Raw genomic sequence first — 22,448 nt, 5'->3', positions numbered from 1 at the left:
CTATGGAACACGAAATCGTAAACAAAGAAACACCCGAGATGAAGCAACTCATCTCAGGCATTAGAGAAGTAAGAAAACGCCTTCGGGAGATTGCCCAAACGCACCGTCCTCTCTTCGGGGGAGAAATCTACCTTACAGGGCGAGAGGTCTGCGAACGGCTTTTCGTCAGCCCTCGCACCTTGCAGGACTATCGGGACAAGGGCATTATTCCCTACACCCAAATCGCAGGGAAAATACTCTATCGACTATCCGACATCAATAGTCTACTGCAAGAGAACTATCGGAGATAAAGCATTTGGAAGAAGCGTTTTCCTGTCGTTTGGCAACCACACAGAAAGAACCTGCCGAATGGTCATCCAAAAGATACTGAGCAATCTCACCATTGCTCGGTATCTTTTTGCTGATTACTCGGTATCTTTTCGCAATAAATCAAGTACATTTGCGTTATTCACATCATAAGTCTTTTCCTCATGGATTCTGACAATGTAATATAAAGATGGAAAAATGAATACCTCGAAAAAGGATATAAGTGATTTTTTTACCTCAAACGGCTTCAACTTAATAGAAACGGAAGATTTGAGTTTAGATGAGAAGCAGAGCCTGATTAACTTGTGGAATAGAGAATATCCTCAAGGGCTATCTCATTCCTCTCTAAATAGCTTTAATCACTACTTAGATGGATTAAGCAATGCCAAACACTTCCTATTGAAGGAGCTATCTGATGGACAAATAAAAGGTTGGGCTTTCAAATTTTATAGAGATAATGCTCAATGGTTTGCCATTATCTTATCTGCCACCATTCATTCAAAGGGTTTAGGTAGAATGATGATTGAGTTGCTAAAATTACAAGAGTCTGAATTAAATGGATGGGTTATAGACCATGATTTGTACAAAAAAATAGATGGAGATACCTATTTTTCACCTTTGTCATTTTATGAAAAATGTGGATTTAAAGTATTGCTCAACCAGAGAATAAAATCGGATGTTTTATCTGCTGTAAGAATTAAATGGATAGCAAAACATTCGGCATCAAGCAATGTTTTCTCATAGATTTACAGCGATTGAACATATATTAAAAGCTTCAGAAATAATGGAAATAAGCAATATCCTCACTCGGATACAGCAAATTGAACATGGATTTCAGCATATCTTTCATGGAGCAAATGAAATCCTTTCTGCTTATTCAGAAAAACAATGTTTTGAATTTGCTCTTGACGCATTCGAGCAAGAAGCCTATCAAGTCCGCATGTTGGCAACAACAATATTGGGACGATTAGCGATAACGAATAATGATGCGCTTTGTCTTCTGAAAGCACGAGTAAGCACCGATAAAAATTGGCGTGTGCAGGAAATGCTTGCAAAGGCTTTTGATGAGGTTTGCAAACACAGAGGATATGAAGCGTCTTTGCCACTTATCGAAGAGTGGATAAATGACAATAATCCGAATGTTATCCGTGCTGTAACGGAGGGATTGAGGATTTGGACAAGTCGCCCATACTTCAAGGAAAATCCATCGGTGGCTATTGCTCTAATTGCTAAGCACAAGGCACACGAAAGCGAATATCTTCGGAAATCCGTAGGAAACGCTTTAAGGGATATAAGTAAAAAACACACAGACTTGATAAGACAGGAAGTGGAGCGATGGGATTTATCCAATCCTCAAGTTCTGTTCACTTACAAACTTGCAACGAAAATATTGAACCCTGCTAAATAATCACATTATTTGTATATGGAATATTGGTTAACTTCACCTGGAGACCACTTAGATTTTGGTTTTGGAATTACCGCAGAAACTTATTATAACTCGGCTAAATATATGGATGAAGGAAGACATAAAATTCAAGCCTTCCAACTTATCGAAATGCCTATTAATTTCTTATATAGACACTCTATCGAATTAGCATTAAAATCATTGATAATTATTTTTCATAAGAAATTATCTATCCCATACGAGAATGATTCTTGTGAGAGTACAAAGCCTAAAATCCTAAGTCAAGGAAAATGGCGACCTCTCTATAGTTGCCATTGGATTGATGAATTATATCGGTATTGGAAAGACGATTTGCTACTAAAGAATATAACAAGACTTGAATCCCTTGCTAATAAAGGAGATTGGAAAGAATACGAGGATATAACAAAGGCTATTCCTATTATTGCAAAATACGACAAACAAAGTTCGTTCTTTAGATATCCTGTAACGGAAAATCCGAACTTGGATTTGGAGAAATTCACAATGAAAGAAGTGGATATTGAAACATTACGCAAGATATTTGAACAGCAAGAATCCATGAAAGAAAAAGAGAGTGGAGGAAATGTTATTTTGGCTATAAAAAATGATAATAATGAAATTATAAAGGCATACAGACAACAAAAGGAATTATTGACAGAATTATCTGATTCTCTAAAGAAAGTTGCTCATTATTTTTATTGCATCCATATAATGACAAGAATTGAATTATGTAAAGGAAAGTAGTAGCCACCTTTTATTACAATAAGAAATGTAATATCAGCACATAGGTGTGTGCTGACTAATCGATTCAACGCACAAATAAGAAAAAAGAGTTTGCTCCATTAGCGTAGAGCAAACTCTTTTCTATTTAAGCCTACATCTTTCTTTATCGTATCAACATGTCCATATCCCTTGCAATCTTTTGGTCGGTGATTTGGGCATAGATTTGCGTGCTGGCAATGGACGAATGTCCCATCATCTTGGCAATGCTCTCTATCGGAATGCCTGCCTCCAAGGTCAGCGTGCCGAAACTGTGTCGTCCAACATGGTAGCTCAGCGGAGTACGAACACCACACGCCAAGCCCACGGCTTTGAGATGGGTCAGTAGTTTGCCCTTGCTCATCGTATCGGGGAATATCTTGTAATCCTCTTTGCTATTCTTCTTCGTGTAGAGCGAAAGTATCTGCTCCGCTATCGGGTGTAGGGGTATCAAACTCTCCACTTCCGTTTTCTGTCTTGCCTTGCGGATATACCGCTTCCCTTCGCTGTTCGTTTCGATTTGCGAAGCTCGCAGGCTCTGCAAGTCGGCAAATGCCAACCCCGTAAAGACGGAGAAAAGAAACATTCTTCGGCTTAGTTCCGCCCTTTCGTCTTGCAATGGGAACGCCAAGAACTTTGCCACATCGCCCTTGCTCAGGAAACGAGGCTTACGCTCCACGGTTTCGTACTTCACCTCTTCAAACGGATTGAAGCGTATAGTTCCCTGACTGACGGCTCGGTACATCAACCGACTCAACCAACACAAATGCCTGTTTATCGTTGCAGGGGCATAGCCCTCTTTCTTCAAATGGAAACGGTAATCATCAAAGAAATCTATCGTGATAGCCGTTAGGGGAATATCCTCCTCGCCACGACTTCGCACAAAGGCGTTAAGCTGTCTGTCGGAACACCGATTGTTACTATATGTTCCCTCGCTCTTGGTTTCTCGTTGGGCTTTGAGTTCCTCCGCACTAAGGGCAAGTAGTGCCGCTGGAGTTCTCCCGATGCCTTGCAAGTAGTTCTTCAGAAGTTCGGCACTCACTGCTCCATATTTGTAGAGCAAGGTATTGTACCCCTGTTCGATTTCTTCCCGAAAGGTTTGCAGGCGTTGGTTGGTATTCTTGTCCGTTGTCTCCCCTCGCTTCACACTCCAATAGTGCGGAACGACACTTTCCCCTGTGGTTATCACTACGTTCGCTCCGTCTATGGTGATACGGCAAAGGATTGCCGTTGTGCCGTCCGCCTTAGTCTTGTTCTTATTGATATAGAACAGGATTTTGAATGTACTGCGCATAGCTCTTATAGGGTTAAGGTTAGATTTTCAGTGAAAGAGAGAAATCGCTCGAACTCATCGAAGAGCTTCTTCGGGGTAACATAGGCGTATCGCTCAGTTGTTTGGATGTTGCTATGCCCCAACATACGGCTTACCGTTTCGATGGGAACGCCACGCTCCAAGGTAATCAAGGTCGCAAAAGTATGGCGACCGACGTGTGCCGAAAGGGTAATGGAGATACCCGCCCGAAGTTGTAGGGCTTTGAGTTGGATAAGGTAAGCCGAATAAACAATGGGAGCAAATAGCGTGGTTCGTTCGTCAGATTGATAACGCTCTATCAAATGAACGGCTTCAGGCAAGAGCTTCACACGGCAAAGTGTATCGGTCTTTTGTCTGCGGAACTTCAGCCACCACGCCCCCTTATCATCCGTAAAGAGGTGTTCTCGATTAAGTACTACCATATCACAATAGGCAACACCCGTAAAGCAAGAAAAGAGAAAGAGGTTGCGTGCGGTTTCCAACTCCACTTCATACGGCTCAAAGGTCAAGGCTTGCAACTTATCCAATGAAGCTCTGTCCAATGCACGAGGTTGTTTATTCTCTCCTCGTTCAATCTGTATGTGAGCAAACAGTTGTCGCTCTGTCAAACCCTCATGATACGCCAAGCGACAGGCTTTTTTAACCGCCAAAGCCATCTTACGATAATAACCTTGCGAATGTCTCAACTTTCCGACAGAGTAATGTTGCAAGCACTCCAAGAAATCTTCTTCCATTTGTCCGAAAGAAATATCTGTCGTGTGGTACTTCTCCCCTATAAAGGCTTGCAGATGCTTGCGAATAGTATAGTAACTATTCAAAGACGCTGCCTTTATTTCGATGCCTACCTTTTGTGCCATATCTTCAACCATTCGGTTGTATCGTTCCAAAAAGGTGATTTGAGTTTGCATACTTCCTTGGAACTGCTCTTTGATATCAGTTGCCGTAAAGACTTTTCCTCGCTCGCAAAGGACTCGATAAGCTGACTGTACCGAGAGAAGCAAGCGTTCCAACTTGCCATTCGTTGCCACTGCTTCACGACTCTTGCCATTCAATCTGCTCTCACGAGCGTTCCACAACTTGGGATCGCACGAGAGCTTACAACTAAATTGGGCTATAGTTCGCTCGTAGGTTATCCGCCCCATGATCGGAGCTTGCCCCGACTTGTCCAATCCGCTCTTTTTCAGGTAGAGCAAAACCTTCATTTTGTCTTTTTCCATACGCTTCTTTTTTATGGGCAAAGTTACCCGATTTTGAAGCGTTTTCAGCTACGCAAAACATTGTGGTACAGAGCATAAGAACCGTAATCGCAGAAAAATGAGTTACCGAATACTCTTCTGTCGATTACCTTCTCCTACCTCTTCGTTACCATTCGAGGAATGGACTAACGGTTTGGTAACGGAACTTCTGCATAAATCCACATCTTCTGCTCTTTATCTCAATACGCAAACCATAGAAATATAGCGCAAATCCCTCTCATTTCCATCTACTTACCTCTCATCCTCTCTATAATGCCCTTTCCTCGAATAGTTCCTGTACTTTTTTGGATACAGGGCTATTTTTTTTGCCCGTTTGGAAGGGAGAAAAATTGCGCAAGGTCTGCAACCAATATTGCCCAAGGCAAGGGTTGATTCTGCAATGCGCAAAAGATCGGCGCAAATCAGGCACCCCTAGAGAGATAAGTGCTCACGGCAAAAGGGCATTTTGTTGCATTTTCTCTTCGCTGTAGAAGTGTCGTATTCACGGAGAAAGGCTATCTTTGTGTCGTAATATATAGTGTGCACAATGAAACATCGCAGTATACAACACACCCTTAGCTCCGCACTTGGGCTGCTCATATTCCTCTTTGCCTCAAGCTGTATCAGCAACAAGGAAATCCAAAACCCCGAGCTAACCACGGTACAAGTGTCGAGTTTTGTACTCACATCGAAGTCCAATCCTACCCTAGAGAAAGTGTTCTTTTCTATCGATCATGCGAAGGGAAAAATCTACAATGCTCAGCCTCTTCCCTATGGCACTCAGATTGATTCGGTAAAAATCAAGGTTGGGATACAAACCCCGGCTACCTTCAAGTTGCTCATTGACGGGAAGGAGATTGAGCGTAGTGCTGCGGACTCTATCTACCTTCGCGACCGCTGGAATAAGGAAATTACTGTAGAGGTTACGAACAAAGAAAAAGCGCTAAAGAAAAGCTATACGGTACAGATCCTGAAGGAAATAAACAACCCTGATTCGTATTATTGGATGCCTGTTATCGCAGGTAAACTTCCCGATTTAAGCGGCAAAGAAACCATCTTCTGCCGGTCAGACAAGGATCTCTACATCTTTGCATCTCAGGGAGCACAAACTCAGCTCTATCACGCTCCTGCCAACACCCTCGTATGGGAAGAAGTGCCAACAGGGCTATCGGGGAAACCCGTCACAAGTGCCATCGCCACCTCAGAAGGCGTCCTCTATGCCATTCTAGGAACAGCTCCTACCCAAACTTGCATTGTGAGCCTGGACGGAGGAAAGCAATGGCTCGAAGAAAATCGCTACAATAATGGTAGCATACTGCTTGGCGCCTTCACAGAACGTGGACGAAGCCAACCTTCTATTTGCATGATAGAGCAAGACCCTTCGGGCAAAAACTACTTCGCATACCTCCCCGGCAATGGGGTATACAAGCGGGGCGAGGAAGTGCCGGAAGACTTCCCCATGAGCGGATACAGCACAGCCCTCTTTGAGGTTGCACACCATCCCCTCCTCGTCTTGGTAGGTGCAAAAACAGCTAGTGGCAAGCCATCTCGCCTTACTTGGACTACGACAACCGGTCTCGATTGGCTCACGCCCACGCCTCAAAGCGACAAGGATCTACTCCCTCCTTTTGAGGGGGCAGGGGCTCCACTTCTCATCTCAACATCGAGCAACAAGGGACTACTTTACTGCGTCTATCCGGCTAGCCACTCTCCTCAGCGAGGGGCTACAATTTACAGCTCCAAAGACCAAGGGGTCACATGGACGGCGCGTAATTCCGCCCTCATGCTACCTCACGAAACACTCCCCTTTGGAGGATATGGAAAACTCTTTGGGTTCGCACGAGATGAATTGATTTTCTTCCTCTTTGGCGGGAAGAAGGCCGATGGTTCACTCGACCGAACCATTTGGGAAGGGAGATCTTCCATCTTAAACTAAAAACAGCCCCCTCTCAATGCGGAAGTTTTGCACGAACAGATCGGAGGGAAAGAGGCTCTCTCAGTATCCTTGGTGGCTCTTGTTGCTCATCTTGGGCGGGATACATTCTGCCCTTAATGCGCAAGAGTATCGCTTAGAATGGGGTGGGATTGCCTCGGTTAATAGCTACCTAGGCGACGCCAATCGGGTAATTCCTTTTGCATCCGTAGGTGGAGGGCTGGGGGCACAAATGCGCTATAATCACAATTTCCGCATTGCCTTCTCGGGAGATCTTTCCTACAACTACATTCATGGTAATAGCCGAATACGGAACCAAGTCTATCCCCAACAAACAAGCAAAGTCAACTTTGCGGCTCACGCCCTATTACTCTCCATAAAAGGGGAATATAACTTCTTTGCTTATAGCGATAAATACCCATTTCTCCACACACGTAGGTGGAGTCCCTACCTTGCCCTTGGGCTATCCGTAGGCGCCGCTTTTGGCAAAGACGCTCACACATTTATGCCGGGGATAGAGGGAGCTCTCGGCATCAAATATAAAATAGCGAACCGCCTCAATCTCATTGCCTCCCTCGGAGGGCGACAGTTTTTTACCGACAGACTGGATGCACTCAGTAATGAATCCTCTTTTCTTAGCAACCCATACCACCTTCAATCGTCTTGGTATAAAGGAGGGGATGGAATGCTGCTAATAACCCTGGGGTTCACGTACGAATTTTCTTCCCGAGGCTCTTCTTGCAACATAAATGAGCAAATTGCACGATAATAACGGATCCAACATGCCTTGCGAGGCAGTACCCAAGCATGTCGCCATCATCATGGACGGCAACGGGCGTTGGGCTACAGCTCAAGGCAAAGACCGCTCCTACGGTCATGTGGAGGGGGTAGCAGCTCTCAGACGCACCGTGGCAGCCGCCGCCAAAGTAGGCATCAATACGCTAACGGTCTACGCCTTCAGTTCGGAGAATTGGGCACGCCCAACGGCAGAAGTGGATGCACTTATGGCCCTTATGGCACAGAGTATGGAGCACTATGCCCCCGAATTTGCCTCAGAGGGCGTGCGCATCCTTGCTATTGGCGACCTCCATCGCCTGCCCGAGAGCACACGCCAAGCCGTAGAGCGCACCATGGAGCAAACAGCGCACAATAGCACTATTACCCTTGTTGTGTGCCTTAGTTACTCCTCAAGATGGGAGCTAAACCATGCTGTCCGCACCTTGGCACAAGACGTAGCTTCGGGCAAAATCTCCCCGGAAGATCTATCGGGAGACGAGCCTTTGGCTCCCTATCTCTCCACTTACGGCATACCCGATCCCGACCTCCTCATTCGCACGGGAGGCGAATTCCGTATCAGCAATTTCCTCCTCTACCAAATAGCCTATTCCGAGCTCTACTTCTGCCCGACCCTCTGGCCGGACTTTGGCGAAGAAGACCTCCAAAAGGCGCTCTACGAATTTTCTCAACGCCACAGACGATTCGGACTTGTGGAGGGGCAGTCCCCCATTCATCCCAACGAAAACAAAGTAACATCGGCAGCAAATGCAGCCCCTCAAGATACTCTATGATGCGTAAATTCCTAGCTCAGATTCTGCTCCTATCGGGGCTATCTCTTCTGTCTTCTCAGCTCCGGGCTCAAACAGATACTCCCGAGCCTCCCAAAAGTGATAAGGTAGAAATCAACTATGCACGCCCCACGAACTATCGAATTGCCGACATAGCGATAACAGGGGGAGAGGGCTACGACAACGCCGTTCTCATCAGCCTCTCCGGACTTAATGTTGGTGATCTCGTAGAGGTGCCCGGAATTGCCTTTAGCGATGCTGTACGCCGCTTTATGCGCAATGGATACTTCGATAATGCTCGCATCATAGCAAAGAAAATCGAAGGCAATCAGATTTGGATTGAGATCCAACTCAAGCAACGCCCCAAAATCTCCCAGGTTACCTTTACCGGAGTTACCAAGAGTGAACGAAAAGACCTAGAGGAGCGTACCGGGTTACGTGCCGAGATGCAGCTCACCCCTAATATCATCGATCGCACCAAACAACTTGTCAAGAAATACTTCGACGAGAAGGGCTATAGCGACATGACCGTAGAGGTAGAGCAGAAAAACGACCTCTCGAAACAAAATCATGCCCTCGTTACGGTTGTTATTGACAAGAAGAGCAAAATCAAAGTAAGTCAGATTGAATTCGTTGGTAATAAAGAACTAAGTAATAACGCTCTACGTGCCTCCATGAAGAAGACCAATGAGACCTTTTCCCTCGGGAAGGGCCGTGCATGGTCTAGCATTCTAGAGATCTTCAGTCAAAAAAAATTCATCGAAAAGGACTACAAAGAAGACCTCAACAACCTACTGACGCGCTACCACGAAGCAGGGTATCGCGATGCCGAAATCCTCTCCGACACCATTGTAAAAGACCCCCAGAATCCCAAGCGTATCAAAATCCGAATCAAGCTGGACGAAGGGAAGAAATACTACATCAAAAGCCTCCGATTTGTGGGAAACACAAAGTATCCTACAGAGTACCTCAATGCCATGCTCGGCATAAAATCGGGGGAAGTATACAACCAAAAACGACTCGAGAACAGACTCTCCGTAGACGAAGATGCTGTAGCCAACCTCTACTACAACAACGGCTACATCTTTGCCCACATAGACCCCATAGAGACAGGGATTGTAGGGGGAGACTCTGTTAATCTAGACCTCCGAATCACCGAAGGTCCCCAAGCAACCATTAGCAAAGTACTCATCAAGGGGAATGACCTTGTGTACGAAAACGTAATCCGTCGTGAGCTTTACACCAAACCGGGCAAGCTCTTTAGTAAAGAGGACTTGATGAATTCGTACATGGCGCTCAACCAACTCAACCAATTCGACCCGGAGAAAAGCGTCCCCAAACCTGTGCCCAATACACAAGATGGGACAGTGGATATTGAGTATAACTTGGAGCCCAAACGAAGTGACAAGTTTGAGATGTCTCTAGGATGGAGCCAAGCCGGCCTTATCGCGAGTGTAGGGCTTAGCTTTACCAACTTCTCTATGTACAACCTGTTCCATCCCAGCATGTACAAGGGAATTATCCCACAGGGAGACGGTCAGACACTTTCGCTCAATGTCTCCACCAATGGTCGCTACTACCAGCAATATGGTCTCACCTTTGTCGATCCCTGGTTTGGGGGCAAACGACCCAATTATTTCTCTGCAAGTATCTTCTATTCACGCCAAACGGCTCTAGACACACGCTTCTACAAGAACAAAATATCGTCTCGATCCGGAGGTTACAACCCCTACTATGGGTACGGGGGATACGGCTACGGAGGATATGGAGGCTACGGCAACTATGGGGGCGGCTACGGATACGACGGAAGTGCTCTCATGGAGAAGGCGTACAACCCCAACCAATCTCTCTCCATCTTAGGAGGGTCTATCGGGTATGGTAAGCGTCTCAATTGGCCCGACAATTGGTTTATGTTCTATGCCTCCCTCAACTACAATTACTACCACCTCAACGACTGGGTTTACGATACATTTGAGGGCTTCCACAATGGCTCTGCCAACGATATAAACCTACAACTTAGGTTCTCTCGCTCCTCGCTCGACAACCCCATCTACACACGTCGTGGGTCTGAGTTCTCTTTGAGTGTTACGGCCACTCCGCCCTATTCTCTCTTCGACAATGTCGATTATTCAGACCCCAGACTCTCGGCCAACAAGCGTTACAAGTTTGTGGAATACCACAAGTGGCGTTTTACAGGGCGCGTGTTTACCCCCCTTGCCAACCCCCAAATGGTACAATATACGCCCGTGCTGATGAATCGTCTCGACCTCGGGATTTTAGGTTCGTATAACCCCTATAAGCGTTCGCCCTTTGGCACTTACTACATGGGTGGTGACGGCATGAGTGGCTATGTAGGAGGCTACATGAACGAAACCATCGGGCTACGTGGGTACAAAAACGGGACTATCGCAGGTAGCAACTACGACTACGCCACGGCCTTTATGCGTCTCACCACCGAGCTTCGTATGCCTATTGTCTTCCAGGGGCAGACCAATATCTGGGCACTTGCATTCATAGAAGCAGGGAACGCCTGGACAAATATCTCAGACCTCAACCCCTTCAATCTGAAAAGATCTGCCGGGCTGGGCGTTCGCATTACCCTACCCATGGTGGGGCTCTTGGGTATCGACTGGGGATACGGCTTCGACCGCCCCAACAACAGCACCGATCGAGGGGGAAGCAATGTGCACTTCGTGCTTAACAAAGAGTTCTAATAACGTATAGCAAATAAACCTAAGCCCCTTTTGGGGCTCCAACAGAATATAAGTACAATATAAGCCTAATTGACATGAAACGACTAGTAATCTCACTCCTCTTTGCAGCGGCCACTACGCTGACTACCTTTGCCCAAAAGTATGCTCTTGTAGATATGGAGTACATCCTCAAAAACATCCCTAACTACGAGATGATGAACGAGCAACTCGAGTCTGTCTCCAAGAAGTGGCAACAAGAAGTTCAGAAGGTACAGACCGAAGCCGAGACCCTCTACAAGAAATATCAGAAGGATCTTGTATTCCTCTCTGCCGCTCAAAAGAAAACTCGCGAAGACGAGATCGTAAAGAAGGAGCAAGCAGCAGCCGAATTGCAAACGAAGTATTTTGGTCCCGAAGGAGAGCTGTACAAGAAACGCAATGAGATGATGAAACCGATCCAAGACGAGATATGGGAAGCTATCAAAGAGATCGCAAAAGCCAACAGCTTCCAACTCGTTCTTGATAGAGGCACCTCCGGTATTATCTATGCCAATCCCGGGATCGACATCAGCGATCAGGTACTCAAAAAAATGGGATACAGCAAGTAACCTAAGACAGCAACCCAACCAACAGCATAAAATCAATTATTAATAACTCAACAATATTCTCAGTATGAAGAAAATTATCATCAGCTTGGTGGTGGCTCTCTGCCCCCTAGCACTCGTAGCTCAGCAAAAGATCGCCATGGTAAACACGCAAGAGATCATGGCAGCTCTGCCCGAGACTGCAACAGCTCAGAAGCGCCTCCAAGAACTTGATGCCAAGTACACGCAAGAAGTACAGAAGATGCAAGAAGAGTATTCTACCAAGGTAGAAGCTTTTACTAAGGAGCAAAATTCGCTCTCCGAAGCTATCCGCAAAAGCCGTCAGCAAGAGCTTGTGGACATGCAAAACCGCATACAACAATCTATGCAGGTAATGCAGCAAGACCTCCAAAAGCAACAAGAAACGCTTCTTGCACCCATCCAACAAAAAGTACTCGATGCCATTAAAAAGGCAGGGGACGAAGCCGGCTGTACCTATGTACTAGAGTATGGTGCATTCCTCCATGCAGGCAAAGATGCCATCGACCTCACGGCTAAAGTACGTGCACGTTTGGGCATAAAATAAACCTCTATAGAACTGAATAAAACCTGCCTAGCCCGCCTCTTTGGGGGTTGCCTAGGTGGGTTTTTCTTTTTACGCTTCGATGAAACACAAGATCCTCACCCTCTTACTCTCGCTGGTTTGTGTTGCACATAGTGCCGCACTCCCGCTGTTAAAAGTCCGCACTCAATCTTCTCAAGAAGATAAGGGCACTATTGACCGTAAAATGGAAGCTGCAGGACTTGTGAATGTATGCAATTTGGCTCCCGAGATTCAACTTGACCTTCGATATGCCACAACGCAAAACTTCACGAAGCAACAGCTCTACAAGGGGCTCTCTCGAGCCTATTTCCAACCTAAATTTGCCCAACGTATAGCAGAGGCACAATGCCTGCTAAGTAAGGAGCACCCTGGCTATCACTTCGTAATTTTTGATGCTTCGCGCCCCATAAGTGTACAGCGAACCATGTATGCCGTTGTGCGCGATACGCCTCTCAAAGTCTATGTAGCTAATGGAGCGCGTGGTGGGCGACACAATTATGGTGTGGCAGTGGATCTCTCCATTGCCGATGCCGAGGGCACATTACTGGATATGGGTACCGACTTCGATTTCTTTGGAGAGGAAGCTCACACTGACCAAGAGGCAAGGCTCGTTAAAGAGGGCAAAATAACCAAAGAAGCACAGCGCAATCGACAGCTCTTACGCTCTGTAATGGACCGCGTAGGCCTCCGTTGCTACACACGGGAGTGGTGGCACTTCCAAGAAAAGATAGACATGCCGGAGGTGCGGAAACGCTACAAACTACTTGACTTCTAGCCCAACTTACCTCCCATCACTCCATGCTTACTCTAGAAGGAATTGAGAGAATAATGAATCTAGCCAAAGGCGAGTGGCGAGATAAATCCCCCGACCGGATCCTTTTTGGGAAGTCTTCTCTATCTCCCACCCTCCGCCAACATTTGGCCTTACAGATCACCTACCGCGAAAAAATAGCACGCAAATACCCCTCTCTTTCTTCACTGGGCATCTTTTTACCCGAGGGCATTACCTACGAGCAAAGCTCCGGCGAAGCAACGGCTCGCTACAAAGCAGATACGTTTGCACCAGCCCCCTTTCTGGTCGATGGTACAGGGGGATTAGGGATTGACTTCTCACACCTTGCAAGGAGAGCCCAACGCGCTATCTACCTAGAGCGAAACGAGGATTTTGCCACGGCAGCTCAATACAATATCCCTCGCATTATGGGAGAGAGCTACTCCCCAGCTCGGATAGAAATACAACAGGGCTCCCTATTGGACGAATTGGAGCGACTGGTAGCAAACGGGATGGAGATGCTCTATTTCGATCCGGCTCGACGCGCTCAGGGGGGAGCTCGCACCTACGCTCTTGCCGATACGGAGCCATCCCCTATTGAGGTCTGCCACACGCTACAAAGACTTGAGTATCAAGGTCGAATCCTCATCAAAGTCTCTCCGATGGAGGACATTAGAGAGGTGTTGCGGCAACTCCCCTCCGTACAAGAGGTACACATTGTGCAGAGTGGCGACGAGGTAAAGGAGTTACTGCTCTACATCCCGACACTCTCTACTCAGAGCGAAGCCACTCCGCCCTCTCTCATTGCAGTACAGTTATCCCCAGAGGGGCTCGTAGTAAACAGATTTTGTGGAACTCCGGCGGAAGAAAGCGAACAAACCCATCACTTTGCCTCAGCCCTAGGGCAGTATCTACTACTCCCAGGGGCTGCCCTACAAAAGAGTGGTCTCTATCACTCCATCGGCATAGCCTATCACGCCCTCCCTCTGCACCCGAATAGCCACATCTATACCACGGATCAAAAGCCTAGCCTCTTCCTAGGCAAATGCTACGAAGTAGTGCGCGTGACGCCTGCTAAATCCAGCGAATTGAAACGACTGAACCAAGTGTACCCCGAGGCAGATTTCTCGCAACGCAATTTCCCCCTCAAGCCTGTTGATTTTTACAAGAAAACGAAGATTCGCCCCGGGAGCAGCCATCGGCTAATCGGTACTACCCTACTCTCCGGAGAAAGCGTAATTATCGAGGTGCGCTAGCGACGCTCCGAAAAGAAGCTGCGCAGAAGGCCTGCGGCTTCGTCGCCAAAAGGACCGACCTCAATGACCGCGCGAGGATGCGGAGCCTTAGGGGCTAATACGTGATAACCTGCCTTGGGGTCGGAGGTGGCATACACAATCCGCGACACTTGTGCCCATCGCAGAGCTCCCATACACATCACACAGGGTTCGAGCGAAACGTACAGAGTACAATCAGTAAGGTACTTTGCTCCCAAATTTTCCGTTGCTGCCGTGATGGCAAGGATTTCAGCGTGTGCCGTAGGGTCTTGCAATTGCTCCACTCGGTTACGTCCTCGCCCTACAATTCTTCCTTGATAGACCACAACGGCGCCAATAGGCACCTCTCCCGCCTCTTTGGCAAGATACGCTTCATCTAGAGCGGCACGCATGGCGCGCTCGTCTTCTGTTTGGATGCTTTTCCCTTGTTCCATGGAGCGAAGGTACTACATCTCTACCTGATTTTACAGGTCCGCATCACAAGGCGTTCGTCCCAAAGGGGATTCTCTTTCCCTCCTGAGGGAGGAGGCAAATACCTCCTCGTGAAGCAAGCAAATCCGATCTGCCTAGAAAAGAAATCGATTTAAGGCAGAAAAACTTTATTTTTCAGTCAGAAATGCAGTGACAAACCAGCTAATTTCCAAATCTTTTTAGGGCAGTTTTCCCCAAAAGAATAGGCTGAAAAAAGAAAAGTCCTAGATGGGCATTGGAAATAAAAAGGGGTGATAGGCAATGCCTATCACCCCTTATCTTTAATCGTCTCGCCCTCAGGCTATGAGAGTAAGATGATTATTTCTTAGACGCTTTCTTTGCAGCAGCTTCCTTATTCTTTCCGCAGCAAGCCTTACCAGACTTAGCGCAATCTTTGTCACCGGTGCAAGGCTTACCATCCTTCATCGTAGAGCAGCAATTCGCTTTCTTTTCAGCGGACTTTTGACCGGCAGCACAAGCTTTTTCAGTTTTGCAGGGCTTGCCGTCTTTCATTGCAGAGATGCAAGTAGCCGACTTTTCGGCGCACTTCTTTCCCTTGCTACATTCTTTCTTAGCACAAGTCTGAGCCTTCTTGTGAGAACAATTACCGCCCTTACCCGCAGGCATTAGATCGCGTTGGTCTCCCTTTACGAGGTTGAGTTCCTTGATAAGATGAGGCATCTTAGCCCACTTATCGATCATAAAAAGTACATAGCGGATATCTACGCTAATGGTACGTTGTAGGTCGGGTTCGAACTCGATGTCCCCACTCATAGCTTCCCAGTTACCGTCAAAAGCAAGACCAATCAACTCACCATTGCCATTGAAGACGGGGCTACCAGAGTTACCACCGGTGATGTCGTTGTCTGAGAGGAAGCAGAGACGGAGGTGATCACCAACGCCATACTGACCAAAGTCTTTGCTACGGAGGAGAGAGAGGATCTCGGGTTGTACGGCAAATTCGCTACTTGTAGGATCTTGCTTCTCGAATACCCCTTGTTCCGTTGTATAGTAGTTGTACCAAGCACCATCTTTGGGAGCATATCCCTTGATAGAGCCGTAGCTCATACGCATGGTAAAGTTAGCATCAGAAGGCATCTGACGGTTGGGATCCATAATGCGAGAGGCTGCGAAGTATTCACGCTTACCCTTTTCGATATTCAGCATCATCTCCTCAGATTTATCTTGTGCCTGCATAATGGCAGGGAGTACGCTATTGAAAAGAGCAACAGCAGGGTCTTTATCCAAGATCTTTTTCTGCTTGTCGGCAGGGAGGTTGAGGAAGTCTTTTACCTTATCGGCATAGGGTACGATACTCTTTTCGAATACATACTGAGCATACTTTTCTGTGCTACCCTTGAACTTCTTATCGATGAACTTGAAGATGTCGGGCTGACAATCTGCACTTACACGCTGACGTACAATGTCAAGCATGGCGGGAAGTACCTTCACGTCGAGAGAGGGGAGATAGTCTTTGTAGAGCTCTTCGAGACGGCCCTTATACTTAGGCATGTCCGCAGCTTGGATACGGCCTACAGAGTTTACATCACGAGCCAAACGAACGATCTCCGTTCCGCCCCAAAGTGTTTCGTATAGGTAGTTAATGTCTTTGGAGATGGCAGCACTCTTAGCATAATCAGCCTTAAGACCGGGAAGGATATGGCCATAGGTGCTTTGCGAATTGTTCTTGGCAATCCATGCTTCAAAAGCCTTTTCTTCGGCACGCTTGCGGTTTACTACGTCGAGGTTCTTAAGCCCACGATTCATCCCAATAGAGTTCTTCCAATAGTTAGAGCTTTGGGCATATTTGCTAGCGTACTTGATGCGTGTTGCTTGGTCGGCTTCCATTGCTTCTTTCCAGATAGCTTGCTTGATGCCGCGTACCTCAATACGGGGAGAGTTTTCGTTATTTACCACATCTTCTACCCCCCAAGAAGTGAGATAACGGTTTGTGCTTCCGGGGAAGCCGATAGTCATAGCATAGTCACCCTCGCGATAGCCATTGAGGGAAACCGGTGCATACGAAATAGGCTTGTAGGGCTTGTTGTTTTGGCTGTAAAGTGCAGGATTGTTGTTGGCATCAGCATACACACGGAACACGCTAAAGTCGCCCGTATGGCGTGTCCACATCCAGTTGTCGGTATCACCCCCGAACTTGCCCACAGAGCTGGGAGGAGCCATTACAAGACGTACGTCTTGGAATACATTGTACACAACTACATAGTACTTGTTGCCTGCATAGTAGGGAGTTACCTCACCCACAACAGTAGACCCCTTGGTGTACTCTGCATTGATTTTTTGGCTTAACTCTTCGATGATCTGCATACGCTCCATTTCGCTCTTAGCACCTTTTACGGCAGCTTCGATACGAGGAGTTACATCCACAATCTCGCGGAGATAGCGAACGCTAAGCCCCGGGATGGGGAGTTCTTCAACGTGATTATTAGATCGGAAACCATCACGGAGGTAGTCATGATCTACCGTACTTTGGCTCTGGATAGCACCAAAACCACAGTGGTGGTTGGTGAAGATAAGACCTTCGTTAGATACCGTAATACCGGTACAGCCCCCACCAAATATCACGACAGCACTTGCCACACTGGGCTGACCAAGGCTATAGAGCTGCTCGGGAGACAACTTAAAGCCCAGCTCCTTCATGCGTTCGTAGTTCTGCTGATTGAGCTCATTGAGTAGCCACATCCCCTTGTCTGCCATCGCCGTTGTGCCGATGCCACAGAGAAGAGCTACTGAGAGTAGAATTCTTTTTAGCTTCATGAGAATTTATTATTAACGATTATTTCTTTCGACTTTCTATGATTAGATCAATGGACTTAGCCTTAGTACGAGCCGAGAGCCATGCAATCATCTTTTGCTGCTCGACACCGGAGAGGACGCTACCCATGCGAGGACGTATTACCACATTGAGCGTACTATCAACCGAGTTTTTCGTCTGAACCGGAACCACCAAAAAGGCCTTTTCCACGCCAGGGAAGAGCGACTTCATCTCCTCTACTACCGAGCCTTCAAGCTCATCATAGTAGTCCCTTCTTGCAATAATTTGCTTGAGGGAGTCGATCTCCTGCCGCTGCCGCTGTATAATGGCATCACTATTTTCGTAGAGGTCTTTGAGTACGGTACTCCTCAACTCTCCTAGGTCTGTTTTATCTTCAAAGCCCTGATGGATCAGAAGCCGAGTGCCTGCAAGTCCGTAATCCTTGAGGCGACCTTGCAAACTATCTATCTCAGAATTCTCTAGGGGCTGCCCCAAAAGGACAACATCTAGCACCCTCACCCCATCCTGCGTTCCGAGGTTATACTTAACCACTTGTGTGCTCGTGAGTGAAAGCTCTTTCTCTACAAACGACTTGGCATTGCGCGTGAAGATGCTATCTCGCACCAAGCCAACGCTCAAATACAACGAAGGGAGAATGGTACAAATGGCAATAGTAATGAGGATGCGATGCACCTTGCGTCCACGCTCCTTATCAAGGAAAACTTTTTTGGGGAAACGCAAAAGTCGCACCATGAGATAGGTAGCCAATGCGATAAAAACAGAGTTGATGAGGAACAGGTAAAAAGCCCCAAAGAAGAAGTGCCACTGCCATGTGGCAATACCATATCCGGCGGTACAGAGCGGAGGCATAAGAGCGGTAGCAATAGCCACTCCCGGTAGCACTTGCCCTTTGCTTTTGGTACTTGCCGCAATCATCCCTGCCGCACCACCAAAGAAGGCGATAAGCACATCGTAGATATTGGGTTGGGTACGTCCTAGGAGCTCGCTCCCCGAGTCGGTAATAGGAGTAAGGATAAAATAAATAGTGGCAGTAAGTACACTAAAGAGGGTCGTTAGACCTAGGTTGCGGAGCGACTTCTTGAGCAACTCAAAGTCGTAGATACCAAGAGCCGTACCAAAGCCAATGATCGGCCCCATAAGGGGCGATATAAGCATCGCACCAATGATCACCGCCGTGGAGTTGGTATTCAACCCAAGAGAGGCAACAAAAATGGCACAAATGAGAATCCAAAGCTTCGTACCCCGGAAGTCCACGTCCGCACGCACCATTTCTAGCGTGTTGAAGTCGTCTTCTTTATCGGAGCGGAAGTCAAAAAGATTAGCAAGATACTCTCGTATCTCTACCCTCCTATCTTTGGGAGCCTCCGGAGTCTTATCGGGGAAAATTTCGTCGAGATCTTCGTCGTCTCGCCCTTTGGGTTCATTAGTCATAGTTATCTCCTAATTCGTTGTAAGATAGCCCTAAGGGGCACATCCTTTTTGATAATGATAAAAAGAAAAGCTCCCACTACTGCTATATTCACAGCCCACATGAGCCACGGCATCACAGGGGCTATATAGCGATGGTTCAGGGCAACGATAGCCACCGCAATACCTGCTATTATAAAATAGAATAGAGCATTTTTTAGTTCATATTCCACCTTATAATATTTCTGTCCGAGCAAATAACATACAACAGCCATCACTGTATTGCTGATAGCACTTGCCCAAGCACAAGCCATATAGCTATAGCGAGGTACCCCCCAACAGATGATGACAATGGTAAAGAGGCACCCCAAAGAGGAGATTAGAGCTCCCCACCAAGTTTTGTCTACGAGCTTATACCAGAGCGAGAGGTTGAAGTAAACCCCCATCATCAGTTCGCCCCACATGGCCAGAGGCACGACCTTCAAGCCCTCCCGATAGTCGGCTCCTACGAGATATTGCAAGATCTCCATCCCCGCCATTACGCCCACAAAAACGAATAGGCTACAGATGAGGAAGTATTTCATAGCCAAGGCGTACGAGCGTCGTCTCTCAGCCTCATCTTCCTCTCTTTTGTTGAAGACGAAGGGTTCGTATGCGTAGCGAAAGGCCTGTGTAAACATCACCATAACCATAGCAATCTTGAAGCAAGCGCTATAGATTCCGAGCTGCGCCTCAGCCTCCACGCGGTCAGTAAGAATAATCGGGAAGAGTATTTTGTCCGCCATTTGATTGAAGATTCCGGCAATTCCCAAGAGGAGAAGAGGCAACGAATAGGCAAGCATCCGACGGAGCAGGGGTGATGAAAAATGCCATCCTGCGGGCAATATATACGGCAGCAGCATCAAAAAGATAACGCCATTGCCGATGAGATTGGAAACAAATATGTACCCAACGCCAAACTCGGGGTCATAAAACCAAGAGATCAACTCGGGAGCGACTCTCCAAATCCAAGGGCAAACCAAGAAAAAGAAGAGGTTAAGCCCAATGGAAAGAGCGATAAAAGTCAGTTTTATGGTAGCAAAACGCCAAGGGCGATTCTTGTAACGAAGGTAGGCAAAGGGGATTGCCATAAAGGCATCTGTGGCGATAATAAAGATGAGCATTGCCACCAAGTCGCTCCGATTGGCATACCCCAATAGCGAACTAATCGGCGCTAAAAAGAGGAGGGACAAGAGGGCAAAGAGCGAGGAGGTAGTCCCCAGCGAGATAAGGGTTGTAGAGTAGACCTGCTGAGGATTGGGCTCCTTATTTACAAATCGGAAAAAGCCGGTCTCCATACCATAGGTAAGGATAGCCATAAGAAGAGCCGTCCAGGCGTAGAGGTTGGTTTGCACACCAAACTCTCCTGTGGAGACCAAGACACGGGTATAGAGCGGAGTTAAAGCCCAGTTGAGGAAGCGCCCCAAAATACTGGACAAACCATATACGGCAGTGTCTTTTACCAGACCTTTTAGTGCATTAGCCACAGCGCAATGGAAAGAAAAAATTACTGCTTACCGAAGAGGAATTGCCGATCTGCAACGATGGCACTCTCAGCCCAATAATCCGGAACAAAGTGCCAATTAGGACGAGCAGCAAGAGGAGGAAGAACTGAGCCTCTGGAGCGTAAAATATCGATCATATAGGTACGCACCTCTTTTATTGTAGACCAGAGAATGCGATCTGCCAGCTGATCCTTGGGGATACCTGCCCCTTTTGTAAGCAAGCCGCCTCCGCCATTCCCTCTATAACTATTGAGAGCGACTGTGTAAATATCATCCAAAAGAAAAGGCTCTCCCGACGACATCTTCTCTATTTTGACGCGCTGACCTGCGGGCTTACTCACGTCCACTGTATAGTCAATCCCCGCAGCACTACTAAAATTGAACGTGGGGTATTTTGTTTTGAATCGGGAAGAAGAATCCGCATTTTCCTCCAATAGAAGGATATGGTCACTTGCCGACTTCATTTGATTCACCCAGTGGCTATAAGAATACTCCAGATAATCTTTGATCTCCTGCCCCGATAACTTCATCACGTAGAGGTAGTTTTCATAAGGGTAGAAAGCAAACATCCGCCCCATCGTTAGTTCCCCTCGCGGAAGCGTTTGGGTAACAGAGAGGGGAGCTGCAAAGGAGATCTTTGCCCCTGTAATGGTGAGTTGAATATCATGTATCAAGGCAAGGTAATCCGAAAAACCAAACAGAGCATCCTCCGTGCGGATAGCCGTAAGGAGGTTGACAACAGGCTGCTTAACGAAGTGCTCAAGAGCCGTAGCATCGGGAGCAAACTGCTTCATAAACTCCTCATCCGGATCGTAGGCATCCAGCTCCGTAAAGCGAGCTTCGACCTTCTTACTGACCACCTTGCCATCCTTCTTGTGCAACGTAATGGAGACATCACTCACCCTATCGAGATGATTAGCAGGGTTGATGATGAAAATAGAATCACCCTTGGGGTTTACACGCTGCTCGGCGTGCTGCTGGTGATCGTGCCCATAGAGTATGAGATCAATACCTGCAACGGAATCCGCAAGAGCAGTAGCAAAGTTTTCATTGCTCTCCCCCTCTTTATCCACGCGCCCTGCGTGTAGCAAAGCAATAACCACATCGGGGTTTTCCTTTTTTTGGATAATTGGGAGCCAATGGCGTGCCGTCTCTAGCCCATCGGCAAAGTACATCCCTTCGTAAAGCTCACTAGGGAGCCATTGAGGGATAGCCGGAGTGGTAAGCCCTAGGATGGCGATACGTACTCCACTACGCTCTACCATTGTATAAGGCGTAAAGTAGGTTGCCTCGGGATTTTTGGGGTCTCGCAAAATATTGGCAGACAAAAGAGGGCACACAGTCTCCCTTACAAAGCGGTCGTACACGCGGTGCCCCGTCTCTACATCGTGGTTGCCCACAGCCATCGCGTCGTACTGCAAGTAGTCGAGCATACGAGCCGCAACGTGCTTTGTTGTGGTGTCTACATAATTGTAGTAATAGGTAATAGGCTCTCCCTGCAATAGGTCTCCCCCATCCAATAGAATAGGCTGCTCTCCCCCAGCTCGCAAGGCTCCCACATAAGAAGCAAGGCGAGCCATAGAGCCGGTCGTGGGGCATTCCTTCACATAGTCGAAAGGCAAGAAATTGCCATGCACATCCGTAGTATGCAAGATGTGTAACGTTATCGTCTCCTCCCCTTTGGGGCTACAAGCCACAAGAGAAAGGAGCAAAACTCCCAAAGAGACGAGACGTGCAATATATCTGTATGATAGCTGCATAAAAGAATAAAA

The 22,448-nt window shown here is 47.2% G+C and carries 18 protein-coding genes and 1 pseudogene; 12 read left to right on the top strand and 7 right to left on the bottom strand.

Annotation, left to right across the window (positions count from 1 at the left end; genetic code table 11):
* Window positions 1-2: 2 nt before the first annotated feature.
* The 4 genes from POREN0001_RS05015 to POREN0001_RS05000 all read left to right on the top strand — a co-directional run bounded on the left by POREN0001_RS05015 (window position 3) and on the right by POREN0001_RS05000 (window position 2,473).
* Window positions 3-290, top strand: a complete 288-nt coding sequence (locus tag POREN0001_RS05015) for a helix-turn-helix domain-containing protein (protein ID WP_004333557.1) — start codon at window positions 3-5, stop codon at window positions 288-290.
* A 214-nt stretch (window positions 291-504) separates the two neighbouring features.
* On the top strand, window positions 505-1,050 hold the full coding sequence (locus tag POREN0001_RS05010; protein ID WP_004333755.1) for a GNAT family N-acetyltransferase: 546 nt from the start codon (window positions 505-507) through the stop codon (window positions 1,048-1,050).
* 40 nt (window positions 1,051-1,090) lie between these two features.
* The gene (locus POREN0001_RS05005; RefSeq protein WP_004333664.1) at window positions 1,091-1,714 is read left to right on the top strand and encodes a DNA alkylation repair protein; all 624 of its coding nucleotides are present in this window, start codon (window positions 1,091-1,093) and stop codon (window positions 1,712-1,714) included.
* Window positions 1,715-1,729: 15 nt separating this feature from the next.
* The gene (locus POREN0001_RS05000) at window positions 1,730-2,473 is read left to right on the top strand and encodes a hypothetical protein (protein ID WP_040580766.1); all 744 of its coding nucleotides are present in this window, start codon (window positions 1,730-1,732) and stop codon (window positions 2,471-2,473) included.
* Between the two features lie 142 nt (window positions 2,474-2,615).
* Here POREN0001_RS05000 and POREN0001_RS04995 read toward each other — a convergent pair whose 3' ends face one another.
* Both POREN0001_RS04995 and POREN0001_RS04990 read right to left on the bottom strand, forming a co-directional pair.
* The gene (locus tag POREN0001_RS04995) at window positions 2,616-3,782 is read right to left on the bottom strand and encodes a site-specific integrase (protein ID WP_004333625.1); all 1,167 of its coding nucleotides are present in this window, start codon (window positions 3,780-3,782) and stop codon (window positions 2,616-2,618) included.
* A gap of 5 nt (window positions 3,783-3,787) precedes the next feature.
* Window positions 3,788-5,017 (bottom strand): site-specific integrase, encoded by a 1,230-nt coding sequence (locus POREN0001_RS04990; protein WP_040580764.1) that lies wholly within the window; start codon window positions 5,015-5,017, stop codon window positions 3,788-3,790.
* A gap of 565 nt (window positions 5,018-5,582) precedes the next feature.
* On the opposite strand from POREN0001_RS04990, the gene POREN0001_RS04985 reads away from it, so the two are divergent.
* From POREN0001_RS04985 to POREN0001_RS04950, 8 genes are all read left to right on the top strand, one after another.
* A complete protein-coding gene (locus POREN0001_RS04985) occupies window positions 5,583-6,971 on the top strand; it encodes a DUF6242 domain-containing protein (RefSeq protein ID WP_004333587.1) in 1,389 nt (462 codons plus the stop codon).
* 16 nt (window positions 6,972-6,987) lie between these two features.
* Window positions 6,988-7,737: a hypothetical protein gene (locus POREN0001_RS04980; protein ID WP_004333612.1), complete on the top strand. Its 750-nt coding sequence runs from the start codon at window positions 6,988-6,990 to the stop codon at window positions 7,735-7,737.
* The gene (gene uppS, locus POREN0001_RS04975; RefSeq protein ID WP_224208863.1) at window positions 7,718-8,536 is read left to right on the top strand and encodes a polyprenyl diphosphate synthase; all 819 of its coding nucleotides are present in this window, start codon (window positions 7,718-7,720) and stop codon (window positions 8,534-8,536) included. Before POREN0001_RS04980 ends, uppS begins: the two co-directional genes overlap by 20 nt.
* The gene (locus tag POREN0001_RS04970; RefSeq protein WP_004333636.1) at window positions 8,536-11,247 is read left to right on the top strand and encodes a BamA/OMP85 family outer membrane protein; all 2,712 of its coding nucleotides are present in this window, start codon (window positions 8,536-8,538) and stop codon (window positions 11,245-11,247) included. Before uppS ends, POREN0001_RS04970 begins: the two co-directional genes overlap by 1 nt.
* A gap of 74 nt (window positions 11,248-11,321) precedes the next feature.
* Complete coding sequence (locus tag POREN0001_RS04965; RefSeq protein WP_004333541.1) at window positions 11,322-11,834, top strand: OmpH/Skp family outer membrane protein; 513 nt, start codon at window positions 11,322-11,324, stop codon at window positions 11,832-11,834.
* A gap of 64 nt (window positions 11,835-11,898) precedes the next feature.
* Window positions 11,899-12,396, top strand: a complete 498-nt coding sequence (locus POREN0001_RS04960) for an OmpH/Skp family outer membrane protein (RefSeq protein ID WP_004333630.1) — start codon at window positions 11,899-11,901, stop codon at window positions 12,394-12,396.
* 79 nt (window positions 12,397-12,475) lie between these two features.
* A complete protein-coding gene (locus POREN0001_RS04955) occupies window positions 12,476-13,189 on the top strand; it encodes a M15 family metallopeptidase (protein WP_115321309.1) in 714 nt (237 codons plus the stop codon).
* Between the two features lie 23 nt (window positions 13,190-13,212).
* Complete coding sequence (locus POREN0001_RS04950) at window positions 13,213-14,442, top strand: THUMP-like domain-containing protein (RefSeq protein ID WP_004333561.1); 1,230 nt, start codon at window positions 13,213-13,215, stop codon at window positions 14,440-14,442.
* On the opposite strand, the gene POREN0001_RS04945 is transcribed toward POREN0001_RS04950, so the two are convergent.
* From POREN0001_RS04945 to POREN0001_RS04925, 5 genes and pseudogenes are all read right to left on the bottom strand, one after another.
* The gene (locus tag POREN0001_RS04945) at window positions 14,439-14,894 is read right to left on the bottom strand and encodes a nucleoside deaminase (RefSeq protein ID WP_004333610.1); all 456 of its coding nucleotides are present in this window, start codon (window positions 14,892-14,894) and stop codon (window positions 14,439-14,441) included. The two genes, POREN0001_RS04950 and POREN0001_RS04945, sit on opposite strands and share 4 nt — an antisense overlap.
* 682 nt (window positions 14,895-15,576) lie before the next feature.
* A pseudogene (gene dpp7 / locus POREN0001_RS04940) lies at window positions 15,577-17,706 on the bottom strand (dipeptidyl-peptidase Dpp7); the annotation flags it as partial.
* A 19-nt stretch (window positions 17,707-17,725) separates the two neighbouring features.
* Window positions 17,726-19,156, bottom strand: a complete 1,431-nt coding sequence (locus tag POREN0001_RS04935) for a DUF389 domain-containing protein (RefSeq protein ID WP_004333504.1) — start codon at window positions 19,154-19,156, stop codon at window positions 17,726-17,728.
* Between the two features lie 2 nt (window positions 19,157-19,158).
* Window positions 19,159-20,658, bottom strand: coding sequence for an oligosaccharide flippase family protein (locus POREN0001_RS04930; RefSeq protein WP_004333569.1), 1,500 nt, complete (start codon window positions 20,656-20,658; stop codon window positions 19,159-19,161).
* Window positions 20,659-20,678: 20 nt separating this feature from the next.
* Window positions 20,679-22,436, bottom strand: a complete 1,758-nt coding sequence (locus POREN0001_RS04925; protein WP_004333753.1) for a bifunctional metallophosphatase/5'-nucleotidase — start codon at window positions 22,434-22,436, stop codon at window positions 20,679-20,681.
* Between the last annotated feature and the right edge of the window lie 12 nt (window positions 22,437-22,448).

The organism is Porphyromonas endodontalis ATCC 35406 (assembly GCF_000174815.1).
In the GTDB taxonomy this organism is placed as follows: Bacteria; Bacteroidota; Bacteroidia; order Bacteroidales; family Porphyromonadaceae; genus Porphyromonas; species Porphyromonas endodontalis.
This window is presented reverse-complemented; position numbering and strand designations above follow the sequence as displayed.

Excerpts from the sequence above, each read along its gene's own strand:
- POREN0001_RS04945 (WP_004333610.1), bottom strand. The coding sequence starts at position 14,894 with ATGGAACAAGGGAAAAGCATCCAAACAGAAGACGAGCGCGCCATGCGT.
- POREN0001_RS04990 (WP_040580764.1), bottom strand. The coding sequence starts at position 5,017 with ATGGAAAAAGACAAAATGAAGGTTTTGCTCTACCTGAAAAAGAGCGGA.
- POREN0001_RS04980 (WP_004333612.1), top strand. The coding sequence starts at position 6,988 with ATGCGGAAGTTTTGCACGAACAGATCGGAGGGAAAGAGGCTCTCTCAG.
- POREN0001_RS05000 (WP_040580766.1), top strand. The coding sequence starts at position 1,730 with ATGGAATATTGGTTAACTTCACCTGGAGACCACTTAGATTTTGGTTTT.
- POREN0001_RS05005 (WP_004333664.1), top strand. The coding sequence starts at position 1,091 with ATGGAAATAAGCAATATCCTCACTCGGATACAGCAAATTGAACATGGA.
- POREN0001_RS04960 (WP_004333630.1), top strand. The coding sequence starts at position 11,899 with ATGAAGAAAATTATCATCAGCTTGGTGGTGGCTCTCTGCCCCCTAGCA.
- POREN0001_RS04985 (WP_004333587.1), top strand. The coding sequence starts at position 5,583 with ATGAAACATCGCAGTATACAACACACCCTTAGCTCCGCACTTGGGCTG.
- POREN0001_RS04935 (WP_004333504.1), bottom strand. The coding sequence starts at position 19,156 with ATGACTAATGAACCCAAAGGGCGAGACGACGAAGATCTCGACGAAATT.
- POREN0001_RS04955 (WP_115321309.1), top strand. The coding sequence starts at position 12,476 with ATGAAACACAAGATCCTCACCCTCTTACTCTCGCTGGTTTGTGTTGCA.
- uppS (WP_224208863.1), top strand. The coding sequence starts at position 7,718 with ATGAGCAAATTGCACGATAATAACGGATCCAACATGCCTTGCGAGGCA.
- POREN0001_RS04970 (WP_004333636.1), top strand. The coding sequence starts at position 8,536 with ATGCGTAAATTCCTAGCTCAGATTCTGCTCCTATCGGGGCTATCTCTT.
- POREN0001_RS04925 (WP_004333753.1), bottom strand. The coding sequence starts at position 22,436 with ATGCAGCTATCATACAGATATATTGCACGTCTCGTCTCTTTGGGAGTT.
- POREN0001_RS05010 (WP_004333755.1), top strand. The coding sequence starts at position 505 with ATGAATACCTCGAAAAAGGATATAAGTGATTTTTTTACCTCAAACGGC.
- POREN0001_RS04950 (WP_004333561.1), top strand. The coding sequence starts at position 13,213 with ATGCTTACTCTAGAAGGAATTGAGAGAATAATGAATCTAGCCAAAGGC.
- POREN0001_RS04995 (WP_004333625.1), bottom strand. The coding sequence starts at position 3,782 with ATGCGCAGTACATTCAAAATCCTGTTCTATATCAATAAGAACAAGACT.
- POREN0001_RS04965 (WP_004333541.1), top strand. The coding sequence starts at position 11,322 with ATGAAACGACTAGTAATCTCACTCCTCTTTGCAGCGGCCACTACGCTG.
- POREN0001_RS05015 (WP_004333557.1), top strand. The coding sequence starts at position 3 with ATGGAACACGAAATCGTAAACAAAGAAACACCCGAGATGAAGCAACTC.